At 72.2% G+C, this 19,489-nt stretch carries 16 protein-coding genes and 1 tRNA gene; 10 read left to right on the top strand and 7 right to left on the bottom strand.

Annotated elements, in window-relative coordinates; genetic code table 11:
- Nucleotides 1–118: 118 nt before the first annotated feature.
- Together ABC270_RS17050 and ABC270_RS17045 are read left to right on the top strand one after the other, a co-directional pair.
- Nucleotides 119–3,817, top strand: a complete 3,699-nt coding sequence (locus tag ABC270_RS17050) for an AAA family ATPase (protein ID WP_412882115.1) — start codon at nt 119–121, stop codon at nt 3,815–3,817.
- 314 nt (nt 3,818–4,131) lie between these two features.
- Nucleotides 4,132–4,719: a CDP-alcohol phosphatidyltransferase family protein gene (locus ABC270_RS17045; protein WP_412881901.1), complete on the top strand. Its 588-nt coding sequence runs from the start codon at nt 4,132–4,134 to the stop codon at nt 4,717–4,719.
- Between the two features lie 129 nt (nt 4,720–4,848).
- Here the strand turns inward: ABC270_RS17045 and mscL are convergent, their stop codons facing one another.
- Genes mscL through ABC270_RS17030 form a run of 3 tightly spaced genes read right to left on the bottom strand, consistent with a single transcriptional unit; the run spans nt 4,849 to nt 6,302 of the window.
- The gene (gene mscL / locus ABC270_RS17040; RefSeq protein ID WP_412881900.1) at nt 4,849–5,349 is read right to left on the bottom strand and encodes a large conductance mechanosensitive channel protein MscL; all 501 of its coding nucleotides are present in this window, start codon (nt 5,347–5,349) and stop codon (nt 4,849–4,851) included.
- Nucleotides 5,350–5,404: 55 nt separating this feature from the next.
- The gene (locus ABC270_RS17035) at nt 5,405–5,716 is read right to left on the bottom strand and encodes an FmdB family zinc ribbon protein (protein WP_412881899.1); all 312 of its coding nucleotides are present in this window, start codon (nt 5,714–5,716) and stop codon (nt 5,405–5,407) included.
- Between the two features lies 1 nt (nt 5,717).
- Nucleotides 5,718–6,302, bottom strand: a complete 585-nt coding sequence (locus ABC270_RS17030; protein WP_412881898.1) for a 5-formyltetrahydrofolate cyclo-ligase — start codon at nt 6,300–6,302, stop codon at nt 5,718–5,720.
- Nucleotides 6,303–6,416: 114 nt separating this feature from the next.
- On the opposite strand from ABC270_RS17030, the gene galU reads away from it, so the two are divergent.
- The 6 genes from galU (at nt 6,417) to ABC270_RS17000 (ending at nt 12,730) form a co-directional block, all read left to right on the top strand.
- Nucleotides 6,417–7,307, top strand: a complete 891-nt coding sequence (gene galU, locus ABC270_RS17025; RefSeq protein ID WP_412881897.1) for a UTP--glucose-1-phosphate uridylyltransferase GalU — start codon at nt 6,417–6,419, stop codon at nt 7,305–7,307.
- 71 nt (nt 7,308–7,378) lie between these two features.
- Nucleotides 7,379–8,038 carry a GNAT family N-acetyltransferase gene (locus ABC270_RS17020; RefSeq protein WP_412881896.1) on the top strand — a complete coding sequence of 220 codons (660 nt, stop codon included), beginning with the start codon at nt 7,379–7,381 and terminating at the stop codon, nt 8,036–8,038.
- 109 nt (nt 8,039–8,147) lie between these two features.
- Nucleotides 8,148–9,278: a hypothetical protein gene (locus ABC270_RS17015; RefSeq protein ID WP_412881895.1), complete on the top strand. Its 1,131-nt coding sequence runs from the start codon at nt 8,148–8,150 to the stop codon at nt 9,276–9,278.
- 78 nt (nt 9,279–9,356) lie between these two features.
- Nucleotides 9,357–9,432, top strand: a tRNA-Ala gene (locus ABC270_RS17010).
- Nucleotides 9,433–9,556: 124 nt separating this feature from the next.
- Complete coding sequence (locus ABC270_RS17005; protein ID WP_412881894.1) at nt 9,557–11,446, top strand: hypothetical protein; 1,890 nt, start codon at nt 9,557–9,559, stop codon at nt 11,444–11,446.
- Nucleotides 11,447–11,686: 240 nt separating this feature from the next.
- A complete protein-coding gene (locus ABC270_RS17000; protein WP_412881893.1) occupies nt 11,687–12,730 on the top strand; it encodes an amidase domain-containing protein in 1,044 nt (347 codons plus the stop codon).
- 204 nt (nt 12,731–12,934) lie between these two features.
- On the opposite strand, the gene ABC270_RS16995 is transcribed toward ABC270_RS17000, so the two are convergent.
- The 3 genes from ABC270_RS16995 to ABC270_RS16985 form a co-directional block, all read right to left on the bottom strand.
- Nucleotides 12,935–14,140, bottom strand: coding sequence for a hypothetical protein (locus tag ABC270_RS16995; RefSeq protein ID WP_412881892.1), 1,206 nt, complete (start codon nt 14,138–14,140; stop codon nt 12,935–12,937).
- Nucleotides 14,141–14,264: 124 nt separating this feature from the next.
- Nucleotides 14,265–16,121, bottom strand: coding sequence for a glycoside hydrolase family 2 TIM barrel-domain containing protein (locus ABC270_RS16990; protein ID WP_412881891.1), 1,857 nt, complete (start codon nt 16,119–16,121; stop codon nt 14,265–14,267).
- A gap of 69 nt (nt 16,122–16,190) precedes the next feature.
- The gene (locus tag ABC270_RS16985; protein WP_412881890.1) at nt 16,191–16,646 is read right to left on the bottom strand and encodes a MaoC/PaaZ C-terminal domain-containing protein; all 456 of its coding nucleotides are present in this window, start codon (nt 16,644–16,646) and stop codon (nt 16,191–16,193) included.
- 129 nt (nt 16,647–16,775) lie between these two features.
- Here ABC270_RS16985 and ABC270_RS16980 point away from each other — a divergent pair, with 129 nt between their 5' ends.
- On the top strand, nt 16,776–18,023 hold the full coding sequence (locus ABC270_RS16980; RefSeq protein WP_412881889.1) for a phosphotransferase: 1,248 nt from the start codon (nt 16,776–16,778) through the stop codon (nt 18,021–18,023).
- A 125-nt stretch (nt 18,024–18,148) separates the two neighbouring features.
- Here ABC270_RS16980 and ABC270_RS16975 read toward each other — a convergent pair whose 3' ends face one another.
- Nucleotides 18,149–18,502, bottom strand: a complete 354-nt coding sequence (locus ABC270_RS16975; RefSeq protein ID WP_058726113.1) for a DUF1844 domain-containing protein — start codon at nt 18,500–18,502, stop codon at nt 18,149–18,151.
- Between the two features lie 276 nt (nt 18,503–18,778).
- Between ABC270_RS16975 and infC the strand changes: the two genes are divergently transcribed.
- Nucleotides 18,779–19,441, top strand: coding sequence for a translation initiation factor IF-3 (gene infC, locus ABC270_RS16970; protein ID WP_412881888.1), 663 nt, complete (start codon nt 18,779–18,781; stop codon nt 19,439–19,441).
- Nucleotides 19,442–19,489: the final 48 nt, after the last annotated feature.

The raw sequence follows: 19,489 nt of genomic DNA, 5'->3' as shown, positions 1-19,489 counted from the left end.
CGGACAGCAGGAGCAGGAACGGGCGACCGGCACGAGCGCGGCGACGGCACCGGTCGACCGGCAGCCGGCCAGCGCGGCCGGCCCCGGCCAGGACGCGCCCGACGAGACGGACCGCACCCTGCGGCCCGAGCTGCAGCTCACGAGTCCGCAGGCGATCAGCCTGGGCGACCCGCGCCTCCAGGCCGGCAACGCGGCGGAGCCCGCGTGGGACGCGTGGCGGAAGCAGCTCACCGGTGTCGGTGGCACGAGCCCCCTCACCCGCTTCTCCGACCACCCACGTGCCCGCATCGAGCTCTCCACGACCCACCCGGGCGGCCTCGCACAGTTCATCACCGGCAAGACGACGCTGCTGTCGAGCCTCATCCGTGACGAGGTCGCACTCCGTGCAGCCCGCATCGCGGCGGCACACGTCGAGGCGAAGGGCACCGAGCTCGCGACGGTGCGCGGCATCGACGCCGTGAAGCTCGGCATCGGCATGGCGGACTGGACGCACGGCGACGAGCACTTCCGCGGGCCGGTGCTGCTGCGCCCGCTCGCGATCCGACGCCACGGTCGTGACTTCGAGGTGCGCCTGCTCGGCGAGCCCGTGCTCAACCCCGGCCTCGCCGACGCCCTGCACGAGCAGTACGGCGTCATCCTCGACGCGCAGTCCTTCGTGGCGCTCGCACAGCAGGACGGCTCGTTCACGCCGAACCCCGTCATCGACCGGCTCCGCGGACTCACCGCGCACATCCCCGGCTTCTCGGTGCACGCACGCCTCGTGGTGTCGACGTTCGCGGAGGTCGCGACCGGGATGGTCGAGGACACCGGCGACCTCTCGCACCCCGTGCTCGACGCGCTCGCCGGCAACCCGAGCGCGAAGTGGCAGGTCGAGCAGTCCTACCGTCCGGTCGAGCAGACGCCGTCCGACGAGCGCAGCCCGGAGACCGACACGCTGCTCCTCGACGCCGACGACGAGCAGGAGAACGTGATCGCGCAGATCACGGCCGGCAACTCGATCGTGGTGAAGACCCTCCCCGGCACCGGTGGCACGCAGACGATCGTGAACGCCCTCGGCGGGCTCGTCGCGGCGAACAAGCGCGTCCTCGTGGTGAGCCCCCGGCGTGCGACCCTCCGCGGGATCGCCGCCCGCTTCGGCGAGGTGCACCTCCCCGGGGTCGCGGTCACGCCGTCGACGCTCCGCCGCGACGTCGTGCGCGCGATCGCCCGCAACGAGAAGGCCAAGCGACCGAACCTCCGCGAGGTCGACGACGCGCTCGTGCGGCTCCGCAAGGTGCTCATCGACTACCGCGGTGCGCTCACCCGCGTGGACCCGTCGTTCGGCGTCTCCGTGCTCGACTGCCTCGTCGAGCTCTCCCGGCTCTCGCTGCTGCCCGTCCCGCCGTCGACGACCGCCCGGCTGTCGCAGTCGTCCGTGGCGTCCATGGTCGAGGGGCGCTCCCGCGTCGCAGAGACCATGGTCAGCGCGGCGAACCTCGGCGAGTTCCGCTACGGCCCGGACGACTCGCCCTGGTACGGCGCGAAGTTCTCGACGAGCGACGGCGCGCAGCGGGCGCACAAGACCGCGAAGGACCTCGACGCCGACGGGCTGCCCACGCTGCTCCGCCGTGCGCACGACCTCGTCGCGACCACCCACATGCGGCAGTTCACGACGATCAACGAGCTCGGGATCTACCTCCGTCTGCTCACCGAGATCCGGGACACGCTCGACCGCTTCCTGCCCGTCGTGTTCGACCGGTCGGTGTCGGAGCTCGTCGCCGCGACCGCCCCGCGCGGCGAGGGTGCCCCGATGTCGTCGACGAACCGTCGCCGGCTCAAGAAGCTCGCCCGCGAGTACGTCCGCCCCGGCGTGCACGTGTCCGACCTGCACGAGGCACTGACCCGCGTGCAGCAGCAGCGCGTCCTCTGGCAGCGGTACGTCGCCGCCGGTGTGAACCCCGAGGTCCCCACGGGCATCGCCGACGTCCAGGTGCTCTTCTCGAACGTGGTCGAGGACCTCGCGCGCCTCGACGAGCCACTCGGTCGCACCGCACGCGAGGACCAGCTCGCGAACCTGCCCGTCGACCAGCTCGTCCCGACGATCGCCCGGCTCGCCGAGGACTCCGACGTCCTGCACAACCTGCAGGAGCGCACGGAGCTCATGCAGACCCTCCGCGACCTGCAGCTCGAGCCGCTCATCACCGACCTCGCGAACCGGCACGTCCCGGACACGCAGGTCCCCGCGGAGCTCGAACTCGCCTGGTGGCAGTCCGCCCTCGAGTCGATGCTCGAGTCCGACCGGGCCCTGCTCGGCGCGAACACGGACATGCTCGACCGGGTGGAGGCCGACTTCCGGCTCGTCGACGACGCGCACGCGGCCGGGGTGTCCCAGGGTCTCGCGTGGCAGCTCGCCGAGAACTGGAAGGTCGGGCTCGTCGACTGGCCGGACGAGGCCACCGCGCTGAAGACGCAGCTCAAGGAGGGCGCGATCACGTCGCGTCTGCTGCAGGACTCCGCACCGCACCTGTCCCGGTCGATCGCACCCGTGTGGCTCGCGAGCCCGTACGAGGTGTCCGAGATCGCGGACACGATGCCGTTCGACACCGTGATCCTCGTCGACGCCGGTGCGGTCACGATCGCGGAGACCGTCGGCGCTGTCCGCCGCGCCCGCCAGACGGTCGTGTTCGGCGACCCCGTCACGCAGACGCCGTCGCCGTTCCGGATCGCCGTCGACCCCGACCACCGCGCCCTGCAGGTCGACGAGCAGACGCTCGACGCCTTCCACGCCGACTCCGCGCTCGCGAAGCTGTCGACGCTCCTGCCGACCCTCTCGCTCACCCGCTCGTACCGGGCCGGCGGCGAGGACCTCGCCGAACTCGTCAACCGGCGCTTCTACGGCGGCCGGATCGAGTCGCTGCCGTGGGCGGGTTCGTTCCTCGGGCACGGGTCGATCGCGCTCGACTACGTCAGCGACGGCAAGGCCGTGCCGGACCCCGACTCCGGAGCGGTCGAGAGCGTCGACGCCGAGGTGGACCGCGTGGTGCGGCTCGTCATGGAGCACGCCCGCACCCGCCCGACCAAGTCCCTCATGGTCATCACCGCGTCCGCGAAGCACGCGGTGCGCGTCGAGCAGGCCGTGCTCACCGCGGCGCAGGGACACAAGGACCTCACCGAGTTCGTCATCGGCGACCGCGCCGAGCCGTTCATCGTCGCCACGCTCGAGCAGTCCGTCGCGCAGAGCCGCGACCGCGTCATCTTCTCGATCGGGTACGGCCGGACGCCGCACGGCCGGGTCCTCCGCGACTTCGGTCCGCTCGGCAAGCCCGGCGGGGAGCGGCTGCTCGCGGTCGCGATGACCCGGGCACGCCGCTCGATGGTCATCGTCACGTGCTTCCAGCCGTCGGACATCGAGGCCGAGCGGATGGGCCACGGCACCGTCGCGCTCGCCGAGATCCTCGCCGAGGTCCGCGCCCGCACGAGCGCCGAGTACGTGCCGGACGACTCCGACCCGCTGCTCGTCGACCTCGCCCGTCGACTCGAGATGCGTGGCATCCCGGTCGCGCTCGGGCACCGCGGCAAGCTCGGGCTCGTCGCCGCGCACGGCGGCGTGTGCGTCACGATCGAGACCGACGCGTCGCTCGTGAAGGGGTCTCTCCGCGAGTCCCTGCGACTCCGCCCCGAGGTGCTCCGCCGGCTCGGGTGGCACTACGTGCGCGTGCACGCGTTCCAGCTGTTCTCCGACCCGGACCGCGTCGCGAACACCGTGGCATCGGTGCTCGGCGTCGACCGCGGGGCCACACAGGAGATCTCCATCCCACCGATCCCCGCCCGCCGGTGAGCCGGTCCCGGCGCGCGTCCCGCGCCGCCGGTCCGGTGACGCCGGGGACGGACCAGCTGGTGGGGTCGTGGACGCGAGCGGACGACGCATCGGCAGCCGAGCCTCCCGTCCGCTCCGATGCCCACGCGGTGGAGGCGACGGACGAGCAGCCGGGAGGCACGGTGCGCCGCCGCAGGCGCGTCACCACCCAGCCGGTGCCGGGCTACGACCCGGCCGCCCCGCCGGAGCCGGCGCGGCACCGCGACGGGGAGAACGACGACCAGCTCCGGCGCGACGTGCCGCCGCACTGGTGAGGCCGGGTAGCCTTGCAGGCGATGACTGAGACCGCGCGATCGCGCCCCGACTGGCAGACGTGGCCGAACCTCATCACGCTGTTCCGGCTCCTGCTGATCCCGGTGTTCGTGGGGCTCGTCGTCGCCCGGCACCCTGGGTGGGCGCTCGTCTCGCTCGTGGTGATCGGCGTGAGCGACTGGGCCGACGGCTTCATCGCGCGTCGGTTCGACCAGGGCTCGAAGCTCGGCAAGGCGATCGATCCCGTGGCCGACCGGCTCGCGATCATCGCGATCGTGCTCTCGCTCGTGCTGGTCGGGCTGCTGCCGCTGTTCGTCGTGATCGTCGTCGTCGCGGTCGACCTGGTGCTCGCGGTCCTCTCGAGCGTGCTGTTCCACGGCAACCCGGACCTCGACGTCACCTGGACGGGCAAGGTCCGCTCGGCCCTGCTGTTCGTCGGGCTGCCCGTGTTGCTCTTCTCAGCGGTGCACACCGTGGACGAGAACGCGCCGTGGGTCCGGATCGTCGCCCTCGTGTTCGTGTACCTCGGCACCGCCGGACACGTGCTCGCGGGCGTGCAGTACGCCGTGGCGATGGTCCGCAAGCGCCGCGCGGTGGCCGCCACGGCCTGAGCGCCCGGGGGGGGGGGGCATCCGCCTGCCCGCGACGCGAGGGCTTCGAACCACGAAGCCGACATCGAACCGGGCTCGGAGGCTGGTTCGATGTCGGTTTCGTGGTTCGTAGCCGGAGTTGCGGCGCGGCTAGAGCTTCGTCGTGCCGCCGATGCCGGGGCCCTCGGGCGCATTCGACGGCGCGACGTGGGCACCGCCGCCCGCCGGCATCGCGGAGCCGTTCTGGGAACGGAGCAGGTCGCGGATCTCGAGCAGCACCTCGACGTCCGTCGGGGGGACGTCCTGCGGGGTCTGCTCCTCGTTCTTCTTGACCCGCTCGAACGCGACCTTCTTGAGGTGGTTCACCGGCAGGACGAGCGCGAAGTACACGACCGCCGCGACGATGACGAAGTTCAGCGCCGCACCGATCACGGCGCCGAAGTACATCGTCGCGTGACCGTTGGAGACCGTCGGGATCACGACGGGAAGCGCCTTGTCGAGGCTCTTCGCGTTGAACACCGCGCCGATCGCGGGGTTGATCACAGCGTTCACGATGGCGTTGACGATCGCGGTGAACGCCGCACCGATGACGACCGCCACGGCCAGGTCGATCACGTTGCCACGGAGCAGGAACTCCTTGAAGCCCTTCACGCGGGCCTCCTTCCGGTCGGGAGGCCCCCACCGTACCGAGACTGCCGCCCGGAGGTCAGGAGGCGCTGGGCGCGGCCGGCTTCCCCGACTCGGCCTTCGTCGGCGCGCTCGACGACGAGCCGCCGCCCGCTGACGAACCGCCGTCGGACGACGGGCCGCTGCCCGACGACGAACCGCTGCCCGCCGGCTTCGCCCGCGAGTCCGTCCGGTAGAAGCCACCGCCGTTGAACGTCACACCCACGGGGGAGAAGACCTTGCGGAGTGCGCCGCCGCAGACGGGGCACTCCGTGAGGGCGGCGTCCGAGAAGGACTGCTTGACGTCGAAGGCGTTGTCGCACTCGGTGCACCGGTACGAGTAGGTGGGCACGCTAGCTCCGGAAGGTGATGATGCGCGACGGCGTGATGATGCCGTCGACGGGTTCGTCGTGGGCCTCGCGCGGGACCTCGTCGAGGTACTCCGCGTCGAAGATCACAGCATAGACGGGCGGGCGGTTCGCCATGGACCCGAGGGTCTTGTCGTAGTAGCCGCGGCCCCAGCCCATCCGGACCCCGTCGTGCCCGACCGCGGCGGCCGGGGCGAGGATCGCGTCGACGTCGCCGAGCGCGAGCGGGGAGAGGACCTCGCCGACGACCTCCGGCATCCCGAAGAGCCCCTCGCGCTCCGACTCGCCGTCGCCGACCGCCCAGTCGAGCAGGCCGTCCTCCCGGGTGATCGGCAGCAGGACCCGGATGCCCTGCGCGTGCGCCCAGTCGAGGAACGGACGGACGTCGGGCTCGTCGGGCGCGGACAGGTACAGCGCGAGCGACTCGACCTGGCGCTCCTCGACGAACCGCTGCAGGGTCTCGGTCAGGGCTGCCGCGTCCGCTTCACGTTCGGTGGTGGTCCTGGTGCGCCGCCGCTGCCGGAGCTCGGCCCGCAACGCACGCTTCTCGACACCTCGGTCGGGGATCATGCCCGGGAGTCTACCGACGGGGGCGTTGCGGCTTCCCGCCGTGGGCCGCGCGAAGCCGTGTCCTCCACAGCGACGACATGTCCCGTGCAGGGGGCATCCGATACCGTCACCTGCATGGGCTTCCAGATTTCGAAAGCCGTGATCCCCGCCGCCGGCCTGGGCACGCGCTTCCTCCCTGCCACCAAGGCGATGCCGAAGGAGATGCTCCCGGTCGTCGACAAGCCGGCCATCCAGTACGTGGTGGAGGAGGCCGTCGACGCCGGGCTCACCGACGTCCTGATGATCACGGGCCGCAACAAGAACGCGCTCGAGAACCACTTCGACCACGTCGCCGAGCTCGAGGAGACCCTCAAGAAGAAGGGCGACCACGAGAAGCTGCAGAAGGTCAACCAGTCCACGGACCTCGCGGACATGCACTACGTGCGCCAGGGCGACCCGCTCGGCCTCGGCCACGCGGTGCTCCGCGCGAAGATGCACGTCGGCCGCGAGCCCTTCGCGGTGCTCCTGGGCGACGACATCATCGACGCCCGCGACCCGCTGCTCAAGCGCATGATCGAGGTCCAGGGCCAGAAGAACGCCACGATCGTCGCCCTCCTCGAGGTCCCCGAGTCGCAGACGCACATGTACGGCATCGCGACGGTCGAGCCGACCGACACCGACGACGTCGTGAAGATCACCGGCCTGGTCGAGAAGCCCGCACAGGGCGAAGCCCCCTCGAACCTCGCGATCATCGGCCGCTACGTCATCCGCCCCGAGGTCTTCGACGTCCTCGAGAAGCAGGAGCCGGGCAAGGGCGGCGAGATCCAGCTCACCGACGCCCTCATGAAGATGGCCGGCGCCGAGGAATGGACGGGTGGCGTGTACGGCGTCGTGTTCCGTGGACGTCGGTACGACACCGGTGACAAACTCGACTACATCAAGGCGATCGTGCAGCTCGCCTCGGACCGCGAAGACCTCGGGCCGGACCTCAAGTCCTGGCTCAAGGAGTTCAACGCGGGCGAATAGCCGACCCGTCGTCGAACGGGTCCGGGGGTGTTCCCCCGGGCCCGTTCGGCGCATCCGGAGGAACCACAGCGATGACGACGATCCCGACCCTGTCCCACGGGCGGGTCACCATCCGGCCGCTCCGGCTCCGGGACACCCGTGACCTCGACGTCGCCCTCGCCTCCAACCGCGGCTGGCTGCGGACCTGGGAGGCCACCAACCCCTCCGGCCACGTCTCGACCGACGTCCGCGGCAGCATCCGGGCGCTGCAGGCCAACGCCCGCGCGGGGCTCGGGCTGCCGTTCGCGATGGAGCTCGACGGCCGGTTCGTCGGTCAGCTCAACGTCTCGGGGATCACCTACGGCTCGCTCGCGAGCGCTTCGATCGGTTACTGGGTCGTCGAGGACGCCGCCGGCCACAACGTCACCCCGATCTCGGTCGCACTCGCCGTCGACCACTGCTTCCGCTCGGTCGGTGTGCACCGCATCGAGATCTGCATCCGGCCCGAGAACGCGCCGAGCCTCCGCGTGGTCGAGAAGCTCGGCTTCCGGTACGAGGGACTCCGCCGTCGGTACATCCACATCAACGGGGACTGGCGCGACCACTTCTGCTTCGCCCTCGTCGCGGAGGAGGTCCGCGAGGGCGTCCTCGAACGCTGGGTCCAGGGCAGGGTGCCGCCCGGCGTCGGCAGCGTGCCGCTGTCCGCGCGTGACGAGGCGGCGTTGCCGATCCACACGACGCCCCGTCTCTGACGGAGCCTGCCTGGAGGCGCGGCTCGGCTCCGACGGATTCCGTCACGACACGCGCAACACGCGTCCGGCAATCACGGATCGTGCTTCCGTGCGCCCCTACCGTTGGCGCATGGCAGGTATCGGCTCCTGGGGCGGCGGCATCGTGCTGCTCCTGGCCGCCGTCCTCTGGATCGTCTACCTCGTGCCGTCGTGGGCCGCTCGGCGCCAGTACCTCGCCACCGAGCGGAACGCGATCCGGCTCCAGCAGACCCTGCGGATCCTCGCGCAGACAGCCGAGCTGCCGGAGGAGGTCCGCGTCGAGATGAACGCGAAGTCCCTCGCGGAGGCGCAGCGCGTCGCACGGTCGGAAGAGGCCAAGCGCACCGCGATCGTCCGGGCGCACGAGGCTGCTCGCCAGCGGGAGATCACCCGCCGGCTCGCGGAGCAGGCACCCGTGCTCGAGCGCGCCGCGAACGTTCCGGCACTGACGGCCATGCGGATGCGTCGCTCCCGTCTCGGCGCGACCCTGTTCGGCACGATCGGTCTGGTCGTCGCGGTCGTGGTGCTCGTCGCGGCGCCGGCGCTCTGGCTGATCGCCGTCGCCGGCCTCGTGGCCGCGGGTGGCTCGGTCGCGGTCCTCGCCCAGCTGCACCAGGTCGCGCAGGCTCGGAGGGCGCGTGCCGCGGCCGCCGCGTCGGACGCGACCCGTGCCTCCCGGCCGACCACCGCGTGGACGGACCCGGCGCCGCCCCTGCCGACGGAAGCACCCGCCGAGCCCGCGCGCGACCGCAGCTGGACCCCGAACCGGGTCCCGAAGCCGCTGTACGTGGAGCGTCCCGCCGCCCCGAAGCCCTCGCCGGAGTCGTCGGCCGAACTCGCAGCGCGCCTCAAGGAGCGAGTCGCCGCGGCGAAGGCCGAGGCCGAAGCCGAGGCTGCGGCGATCCGGGCCGGGGACGCCGACCCGGCGCTCGCGACCGTGTCGCGCATGCGACCCGACGTCGAGGAGGCGGCCGCCTCGCTGTCCTCGCACGACCAGGGGCGGCTCGCCGAGCGACTCGGCCTCCGGGCACCCGCGCCCGTCGCGTCGGCAACGGCGTCGTCGACGGCTCCGGCGTCGGCGTCCGAGTCGGCCGGTCCCGTCGCGGAGCCGCCCGTCGAGCCGGCACCGCCGAGCCGGTGGGCCGGCATGGGCGTCATCGACGAGGACGTCTACCAGCAGGCCGACATCGACGCGATCATGCGTCGCCGCCGCGCGGTCTGACCGACTCCGCGGCGCGCCCGGAGCCGAGGCGTCGATTTCTGTTCCCGCGCGCCGTGGTGCTAGGGTTGACGAGTCCTTGGGGCTATGGCGCAGTTGGTAGCGCGTCTCGTTCGCAATGAGAAGGTCAGGGGTTCGAATCCCCTTAGCTCCACCAGACACGAAGGGCCACCCGATCGGGTGGCCCTTCGTCGTTGCCTGAGGTTCTCCACGGATGGGCTGTGTCGGTGGTCCCGGTGACCCTAGACTCGCGAGGCGCACTGCAGCGCTGAGGGGGGAACATGCACATCAAGAACGTCGTCGTCGCGATCGGGGCGGTCGCGGCCGTCGTCGCCGGGCTCGTGGTCGGCGGACCGGCACCGACCGCATCCGCCGACGCACCGGTCGATGGTCGGTTCACACCGGTCACCTCCGCCCGCGCCTGGTCCGGCAAGGTCGGGACCTCGCCGACCACGGTGGCGCTCGGCGGCCGGAACGGCATCCCGTCCACGGCGACCGCGGTGGTCCTCACCGCGACCGTCAGCGGGCCGACCGCGTCCGGGTACGTGAGCGTCGCGCCCGGCGGCAGCGGGGCGAGCCCGTCGATCCAGAACTTCGCGCCGAAGCAGTCGATCTCGGGCACCACCACCGTCGGGCTCGTCGGCGGGAAGGCCCAGGTGAAGGTGTCGTCCGGCACCGCGACGGTGGCCCTCGACGTGGCCGGGTGGTACGGCTCGAGCAGCTCCGGCTCGACCTACACGCCGCTCGCGCCCACGAACGTCCTCACGGGCACCGTGGGTACGGGTGCGACCCGCATCGCCATCGCCGGAAGGGCCGGTGTGCCGTCGAACGCCACAGCCGTCGTGCTCCAGGCGGACGTGTCGCGTCCGGCCGCCGCGGGCACCCTGCGCATCACACCCGCGGGCAGCTCCGCCGGCATCGCGTCGGTGACCTACCAGAAGGGCGTCACCGTGGCGAACACCGTCACGGTGGGGCTCTCCGGCGGTGCCGTGCAGGCTCGGGTGTCGGCGGGGAGTGCGCGTGCCCTCGCGGACGTCGTCGGGTACTACGCGCCGTCGACCTCCGGATCGGTGTTCGTGCCCTCGGCGCCCGTCCGCGCCGCCACCGTCGCGGCGGGCACGACCGCGAAGAACGTCACGATCGCGGGAACCGCGGGCGTCCCACGGAACGCGGTCGCCGCGGTCATCAACGCCAAGGTCGGCAAGGGCAGCGTCGGCGGCTCGCTCCGGGTCGTCGGAGCCGGACTCGCCTCGAGCGTGCCGACGCAGGTGTACGCGAAGGGGCAGACCATCGGCAACGCGCTCATCGCGCCGCTGGCGTCCGGCGGTCGGGTTTCGGCGAAGGTCTCGGCCGGGACGGCCACCGCGTACGTCGACGTCGTCGGCTACTTCATCGACGGGAGCACGGGGTCCGGGACCGGCGTCGACGTGTCGTGGCCGCAGTGCGGGAAGACCGTGCCGACGGACCAGTCGTTCGGCATCGTCGGCGTCAACGCTGACCTCGCGAACACGACGAACCCCTGCTTGCAGCAGCAGCTCGCGTGGGCGAACGCATCGGCCGGCGGGACGTCCCAGCCGAAGGTGCAGGTCTACTCGCTGTTCACGAACCCGGGAGCGACGAAGGCCTCCGTCTGGCCGTCGTCGAACACGGTGCCCGGCGGCCCGACGGTGGCCGTGCCGAGCCAGTACGCGAACGGGAAGTGCACGGCCCAGAGCGGCGCGCAGTCGACGTGGAAGACGACCACAGCGTGCTCCTACGTCTACGGGTACACCCGAGCGTACGAGGCGGCGACGAAGCGCGGCCTCGCGAACCCCGGTCAGTACCGATGGTGGCTCGACGTCGAGACGAACCTGTCCTACGTCACGAGCGACACCTCGCAGAACCGCGCCGCGATCGAGGGCATGCTCGCCGCGCTCCGTGCCGCCGGCGTGACGAACGTCGGCGTGTACTCGACCACCTACCAGTTCGGCCTCATCATGGGTTCCGTCCCGTCGACGAGCCCGCTGCGCACCACCGCGTTGCCGAGCTGGATCCCGATCGGCGACGGCACGCTCGCCCAGGCGCAGGCGGCCTGTTCGGGCAAGCCGCTCCTCGGCGGCCCGATCGCGATGACGCAGTACAAGACGCCGTACGGCTCGGCCGAGATCGACCGCGACTGGTCGTGCCGCTGACCTGCTGACGGACGGGAGGCACGGCGCGGACCTGCGCCGTGCCTCCCGTCCGTCAGTCGTCAGCCCGGGCACTCTGCTGGCCCGGAGCCCGCCCTGGTCGACGTCGTCGACGGAGGCGTGGCTCTCGGACGGGTGGAGGGATCCGCTCGTTCGGGGCACCGAGGCGATCCCGCCCGTCGGCTGCTCGTCGCGCGAGGCTCCCCGCGCTCGGTCGGGGGTGTCGCCTACCCTGGTCGTGTCATGACTGCCTCGTACACGCGCCGCACCCTGTTCTCGCTCGCCGGTGTCGCCGGCATCGGTCTCGCCGTCGCCGCGTGCTCGTCGGACGGCGGGGCAAAGACCTCGGCGACGAAGCAGCCAGGGGCGGGATCCGGGTCGGCGGACGCCTCGTCCGGCGTGAAGCCCGCCGCCTCGAAGCTCGAGCCCGCCGAGGTCCCGCTCGCGGGCGGGGTGACGGTCACCGTCCACGGGACCGGTCTCGGCGTCGTCAAGGGCGTGACGGTGGGCGGCGTCGCCGCTCGCGACGTCCGGGCGACGGCGACGAAGGTCACCTTCACGGCCCCGCACCAGGCGATGTACACCGCCGGGGACGCCGACGTCGCACTCTTCGCTGAGGCGATCGAGCCGTCGCCGTCGGCGAACCAGTCGTCCGACGGCAACGGCAGCAGCGCCAACGACGGCCAGTCCGGCGCGACGCAGGACTCCGCGACCGCCACGCCGACGCCGACCACCGCTCCGACTCCGGACGCATCGAGCGCCGTCGCGACGACCTCACTGGCGTACGCCGCGCTCACGGCGGTCGATCGGCAGCTCGCCTACGCGATGCGGTACTGGAAGGACTACAACCTCGCCGAGTACGGCACGATGAACCCGATCGGCGGGGACTGCGCGAACTACGTCAGCCAGACCCTGGTCGCTCGCGGGTGGGAGCAGCGCGATGACTGGTACAGCCGGGACGCCGGCGCCGCGCACTCGGCCACGTGGACGTACTGCCCGGCGATGGACCCGTGGCTCAGTGAGCACGCGGCCGAGTTCGGGCTGACGAAACGGTCGATCGACGAGCGGGACAAGGTCAAGGTCGGCGACATCGTGTTCTTCGACTGGAACGACAACGACTCGCCCGACCACACCACGATCGTGTCCGAGGTGTTCACCGAGCCCGACGGCACGGTCCGGATCAAGTCTGCGAGCCACAACCAGGACGGCCCCTACCGCGACCTCGACGAGATGATCACGGTGCAGCACCCCGGCGGCAAGGCCTGGTTCCACACCTTCGACGCGTAGCCGCAGGCGCGGTGCCGCAGGCGGGCGCGCTGGCGCAGGCGCGGTGCCGCAGACGCGGTGGCGCGTTCTGCGTTCGCACAACCAAGATCGATCCGCGCCGCGGACGGCCGTGGTTCGGTGTGACTTCGGTTGTGCGCACGCAGCCAGGACCGGCAGCCGGCAGCCGGCAGCCAGCACCGGCGCCGGTACCACGCGTCGCCGCGCCTACGGGTACCCGAGGAACCACAGCAGCACGACGGCCACGGGTTGCAGGCACATCCCGACCACGAGCCACGCCACAGCACCGCGCCGCGTGCCCACGAACACGTCCGACCCGAGCAACGGCGCCGTCGGCATGAGCAGCCGGGGGAGGGACTGCTGCGGCAGGAACACCGCGACGAGGTACAGCACGTACGCGGCCGTGAACGACCACACGTCGACACCCACAGCTCGGACGTCCCGCCGGCACCAGAACCACACGGCGCCGACGAGCACGGCCACCACGAGGACGATCCCGGCCGGCCCGAGCCACGTCCCCGCCATCGTGAACCACGGGGTGAGCGGCGCGAAGTGCTGCCGCCCGACGAACCCGACCCACCACGACAGCTCGGTGTCGAGGTACGCGTCCGGTCGGCCGGTCACCGCGGAGGCGATCACCGGCCACGCCAGCCCCGCGGCCGCGACGAGCAGCCCGGAGACGACCACCACCACGCGGTCCCGCCACCGGAACCCCCGCCCGTCCTGCACCCACCGCACGACGAGGTGCACCGCGAGTGCCACGGCGAGCGCGAGCACGCCCGGCTTCGTGAACGCGGCGACGACCCCGAGGGGCGCGATCCACCAGTACCATCGGCGCACGAGCGCGAGGAGCGCCCCGAACAGCAGGAGCAGGAACAGGCTCTCCGCGTAGGCCACCTGGAGCAGGAACCCGGTCGGACCGAAGGCGAAGAGGGCGGTCGCCCACCGCGCGGCCCGGTCGCCGCGGACCGCCCGCACCAGGCGGTACAGCACCACGCAGGCACCGGCGCCCGCCAGGGTCGCGACGAGGACCCCGGCGACCCAGAACGACCCGCCGACGACGGGCGCCACCGTGCGCGCGACCCACGGGAACACCGGCAGGAACGCCCACGCGTTCGACAGCACGTGCCCGGCATCGTCCACCGGAATCGCCGTCGGGTACCCCCGCTCGGCGATGATCCGGTAGAAGGACGCGTCCCACGACCCGGAGAACGTGAAGAACGACGGGTCGCGTCGGTACGACGCGAACGGCCACCCGGCCGCGGTCGCGACCCAGTAGATCGAGCCGAGCAGCAGCGTGCTGAACGCCCGTGAGGCCAGCCACAGGACCAGGGGAGCGGACCACCCGCTGTGGCGCGCCTCCAGGACGGAACCCAGCCGGGAGGCACGGGTCGTCTCCGCCACGTCGGTCACCGCACGATCCTCGCACGGCGCTGGGCGGCGCCCGCCCCGGAGTGCCGGCCACAGGACCCGACGGCCGGACGGCCGGACGGACAGTCCGGCAGGCGTGCGTGGTCCGCCCGCCTGCCGGCGCGCGTCAGCGTCCGGTGACGGCGCGGCGGATCTGCTCGATGGGCACCTTCGGCGTCCGGTCAGCGTTCAGCAGCCCGTTCGTCTCCTGCATCGTGTCGGTGAGCTGCGTGTAGCAGGAGCCGGCCAGGAACGTGCTCGCCCGGATCGCGTCGTAGAGCCCCGTGATGCGCGCGATCCAGTCGTCGCCGTCGGACGCCGAGGTGTAGCCCCACCCGTCCTCGCGCTGGACGTCCGGTTGGTAGTTCACGCCACCGAACTCGGTGAGCATCACGGGCTGCCCCTCGTCGACGGCCCCGCCGACGAGGATCCGCCGGTCGGCCGGGCCCATCCCGCGCAGGAGGGCCGTGCGGGCCGTGTCGTCGGCGTAGGTCCTGGCCAGCACGGCGCCGTCGCCCTCGTAGTCGTGGACGGAGAGGATGTCCGACGCGGGGTGTTCCCAGCCGTCGTTCGAGATCACCGGTCGGGTCGGGTCGAGGGCCCTGGCGACGTCGGCGAGCGCACGCGCGTACGCCTGCTGCGCGGGGTCGTCGGCGATGTGCTGCACACCCCAGCTCTCGTTCGCGGGGACCCAGGTGACGATCGACGGGTGCGAGGCGTCCCGCTCGACGGCGTCCATCCACTCCCGCACCAACCGCTGTACGGCGGTCGGGGAGAACGCGTACGCGCCGGGCATCTCGCCCCAGACGAGCAGTCCGAGCTTGTCCGCCCACCAGAGGAAGCGCGGGTCCTCGACCTTCTGGTGGTTGCGCGCGGCGTTGAAGCCGAGTTCCTTGATGAGCTCGACCTCGCGGCGGAGGGCCTCGCGGGACGGGGCGGCGATGTGCGAGTCCGGCCAGTAGCCCTGGTTGAGGACGCTGCGGACGTCGTACGAGTGCCCGTTGAGCAGGAACGCGCCCTGGCCGACCGCGGTGGTGCGGACGCCGAAGTAGCTCGCGACCGCGTCGGTCGCCGTGCCGTCCGCGTCGAGGAGGGTGACGGTCGCGTCGACGAGCCGCGGCGTCTCGGGCGTCCACACGAGCTCGTCCTCGGCCTGGCCGTTCGTCTGTCGGGCGATCGGCACGACGACGTCGAACTCGGTGTCGATCGCGCTCGACCGTGCGACGTCGCCGAGGGTCGACTCGACCGTCGCGAGGTGCTCGTCGGCCCACCACGCCTCGACGCGGAGGCGCTCGCCGCCGGGCCGGGTGCCGGCGAGCCGGACGGAGAGCCGGACCGTGGCGTGGTCGACGTTCGTCCAGCGCAGGGCCGCGATCGACACGGTCGGCACGGCCTCGAGCCACACGGTCTGCCAGATGCCCGTCGTCCGGCGGTACCAGATGGCGTGCGGCTCCTCGTGCCAGTCCTGCTTGCCGCGCGGCTGGGTGAGGTCGAGCGGGTCGTCCTCGGCCCGGACGACGAGGGTGTGCGCGGCGTCCGGATCGGCCGTCAGCACCTCGGTGACGTCGAACGCGAACGGGGTGTGGCCGCCCTCGTGCTCGCCGACGAACTGCCCGTCGACCCAGACGCGCGCCCGGTGGTCGACGGCGCCGAAGTGCAGCACGAGGCGCGGCTGGGACGGGGAGTACCCGGCGGCGGCGAGGTCGGCGCCGGTGAGCTGCCGGGAGTACCAGACCACGGGGTGGAAGCCGGGTTCGTCGATCCCGGACGCGACCGACTCCGGCGGGAACGGCACGGTGATGTCCCGGGCGTCCGGGAAGCCCGAGCGCCATGCGGGGTCGTCGCCGTCGTTCCGGAAGGACCACGTGCCGTCGAGGTCGGCCCAGGCGGGGCGGAGGAGCTGGGGCCGAGGGTACGTGCCGTCCTGCTCGGTCGCGACGGGGAGGGCGGTGGGGGCGGCGTCGTTGCCGGCGAGCGTGCTCATGCGTCCATGCTGGACCGCTTCGTACATCGTTGTAAAGGGGTGCGGCGATGGATCGCCGACGTGCCGGCGTCAGGAGATCGCGGCGTCCCGCGTCAGCACCATGACGTCCATCCGCCCCTGCTGGACGACCTCGCCGTGCTGGTTCCGGAGCGACACCGCGCGCTCGACGATGCCCGTCGTCCCGCTGCTTGTCGGACGCGTCGAGAGGATCTCCACCGTGCACGTCACCGTGTCGCCGATGAACACCGGGGCGGTGAAGCGCCACTGGTCGATGCCGAGCAGTGCCACCGCCGAGCCCTCGAACACCCCCGTGCGGGCGATCAGCCCGAGGCAGAGCGAGGTCCCGAGCAGGCCGTGGACGACGCGCTGGCCGTACCGCGTGCGGGCGGCGAACTCGACGTCCGTGTGCACCTGGTTGTTGTCGTTCGTCCACGAGGCGAACGACACGACGTCGGCCTCCGTGATCGTGCGGCCGGGGGTGGAGAAGGTCTGTCCGGCGGCGAGGTCCTCGAGGTAGTGCGGCACGGCCCCATCCTCGCACCGCGTCCCCCACCTCCCGGTGGGGTCCGCGGTGCGTCCCCCACCTCCCGGTGCCGCACGCACCGCGGACCGCGTCCCCCACCTCCCCAGCGCCGGGCGCGTAGCCTCCGCGGCATGAGCGACGCTCCCTCCGACCACGACCTCGCCCCGTGGATCGCCGCACAGCGCTGGTACGCCGCCAAGGGAGGCGCCGGCCCGACGCTCCGCACGCTGTCGACCGACGACGACACCCGGTTGGTCCTCGACGACGCCGCGACCGGTGCGGTCCTGTACCAGGCGCCCGTCGTGCTCCGCGACGGCATCCTGACCGACGCAACGGCCGACCTCGAGTGGGTCCGTGGCCTCACCGCCCGCATCGACGCCGGCCCCGAGTCGCTCCGACCGATCGGCCCCGTGACCGCGGCGCGGGTGCTCTCCGGCGAGCAGTCGAACACCTCCGTGATCTGCGACACCGCGTCGGGCGAGCAGGTCATCGTCAAGGTGTTCCGCGTGCTCCACCACGGCGACAACCCCGACGTCACCACGCAGCTCGCGCTGTCGGCGGCCGGCAGTACCCGGGTGCCGGCGGTCTACGGCGCGCTCCGCGGCAGCTGGCCGGACTCCGGTCGGCCTGACGGCACCGCCACCGGGCACCTCGCCGTCGCCCAGGAGTTCCTCCCCGGCACCCGGGACGCCTGGCGGGTGGCCCTCGCCGACGCCCGTGCGGGAACGCCCTTCGCGGACGACGCGCGGCGGCTCGGTGCGGCGCTCGCCGAGGTGCACCGCACGCTCGCCGCCGTCCTGCCGACCACACCCGCGACGGACGACCGCCGCCGGGACGCCCTCGCCACGATGCATGCCCGCCTCGCTGCGGCCGAACGTGAGGCACCAGCGGTCGCCGAGCACGCCGACGCCGTCCGTGCCGTGTACGCACGGGCAGCCGAGGCCTCCTGGCCGGACCTGCAGCGCGTCCACGGGGACCTGCACCTCGGCCAGGTGCTCGCGGTGCCGGGCGAGCGCGGCTGGGTGTTCCTCGACTTCGAGGGTGAACCGCTCCGACCGCTCGCCGAGCGCTCCGTGCCCGACGTCCCGCTGCGCGACGTGGCGGGCATGCTGCGGTCGTTCGACTACGTGGCGGGCGCGCTCGCCCGGGACACGGACCCGGTGGACACCGGCGACTGGGCGCACGAGGCCCGGAACGCGTTCCTCACCGGCTACGAGCAGGCGATCGGCGGTGACCTCCACGCGCACCGCGAGGTCCTCGACGCCTTCGAGCTCGACAAGGCCGTCTACGAGGTCGTCTACGAGAGCCGTAACCGGCCGGACTGGGTGGACATCCCCCTGGCGGCCGTCGCGCGGCTCGCCGCGCGCAGCGCTGGCTGACAGTCCTGCCGCGCGCAGCGCTGGCTGACGGTCCTGCCGCGCGCAGCGCTCGCTGAGGCGACCCCGGACGGCCTGGAGGCCCGTGGCGACGCCGCCACGGGCCTCCAGGACGTCGTCCGGTCGAGTCAGTTGACCGGGCCGGTGTACTTCTCGCCAGGGCCCTTGCCCGGGGCGTCCGGGATCGAGGACGCCTCGCGGAACGCCAGCTGCACCGACCGCAGCCCGTCGCGCAGCGGTCGGGCGTGGTGGTCGCCGATCTCGGTCGCCGCGGCGGTGACCAGGCCGGCGAGTGCGGTGATGAGCTTCCGGGCCTCGTCGAGGTCGGTCTGCTCCTGCGGGTCGTCGGCCAGGCCGACCTTGACGGCGGCGGCGCTGAGCAGGTGCACCGCGACGGTGTTGATGAGCTCGACCGCCGGCACCTCCGCGATGTCACGCGCCTCGTCGGCTCCGGTGGGCTCGTTCGGCGGGGTGTCGGTCACGGTGCTCCTCTGCTAGACTCTGTCGCGGCAGATGCTGTCCGTGCGCCCTCGGGGGCTCGAACGGCGTCTTGCGAAAGAGGAGTCTCTCCCACCCGCGGCTGTGCACCACCAGGCTACCGGGTCCCCATCGCTCCGCCGGGCTCACGCAACTCGAGACCGGCAGGTCCTCCCGCAAGGGTCGACGTCGGGCGGGTGCAACGGGTTCCGATCCGTGCGTCAGACCTCCTCTCTCGTGCCGGCGTCCAGGGCAGCAGCCCCGGACGGCCAACCACCTGATTGAAGGAGCTCCGCATTCCCGATCCCCGTACCAACGACCGAATCCGCGTCCCCGAGGTCCGACTCGTCGGCCCCCAGGGCGAGCAGGTCGGCGTTGTCCCCATCGCCGTCGCACTGCGCCTCGCGCAGGAAGCCGAGCTGGATCTGGTCGAGGTCGCCCCGAACTCGAAGCCGCCCGTGGCCAAGATCATGGACTACGGCAAGTTCAAGTACGAGGCTGCGCAGAAGGCCAAGGAGGCTCGTCGCAACCAGGTGAACACGGACCTGAAGGAGGTCCGGTTCCGCCTGAAGATCGACAAGCACGACTACGAGACCAAGCGCAAGCGCGCCGAGGGCTTCCTCCTCGGTGGCGACAAGGTGAAGGCGATGATCCTCTTCCGCGGCCGCGAGCAGTCGCGTCCGGAGCAGGGTGTCCGACTCCTCCAGCGCTTCGCGGAGGAGATCGCCGAGTTCGGCGTCGTCGAGTCGCGTCCGACCCAGGACGGTCGCAACATGACGATGATCATCGCTCCGCTGAAGAACAAGTCCGACGTCAAGGGCGAGCAGAACGCCAAGCGTGCTGCGCAGAAGGCCGAACGTCGCGCGTCGGAGCACGCTGCCAAGACCGGCGAGGACTCCTCCGCCGCGTCGAGCTCGACGCAGCAGGCCGCCCCGGCCGAGTAGGTCCCACGACCGATCCCGCAACGCTGCGGCCCCCAACCCCATCCCACG

It is taken from the genome of Curtobacterium phoenicis, assembly GCF_047238015.1.
Lineage (GTDB): Bacteria > Actinomycetota > Actinomycetes > Actinomycetales > Microbacteriaceae > Curtobacterium.
Note: the sequence above shows the minus strand (reverse complement) of the source record. Positions and strands in the feature narration are given on the sequence as shown.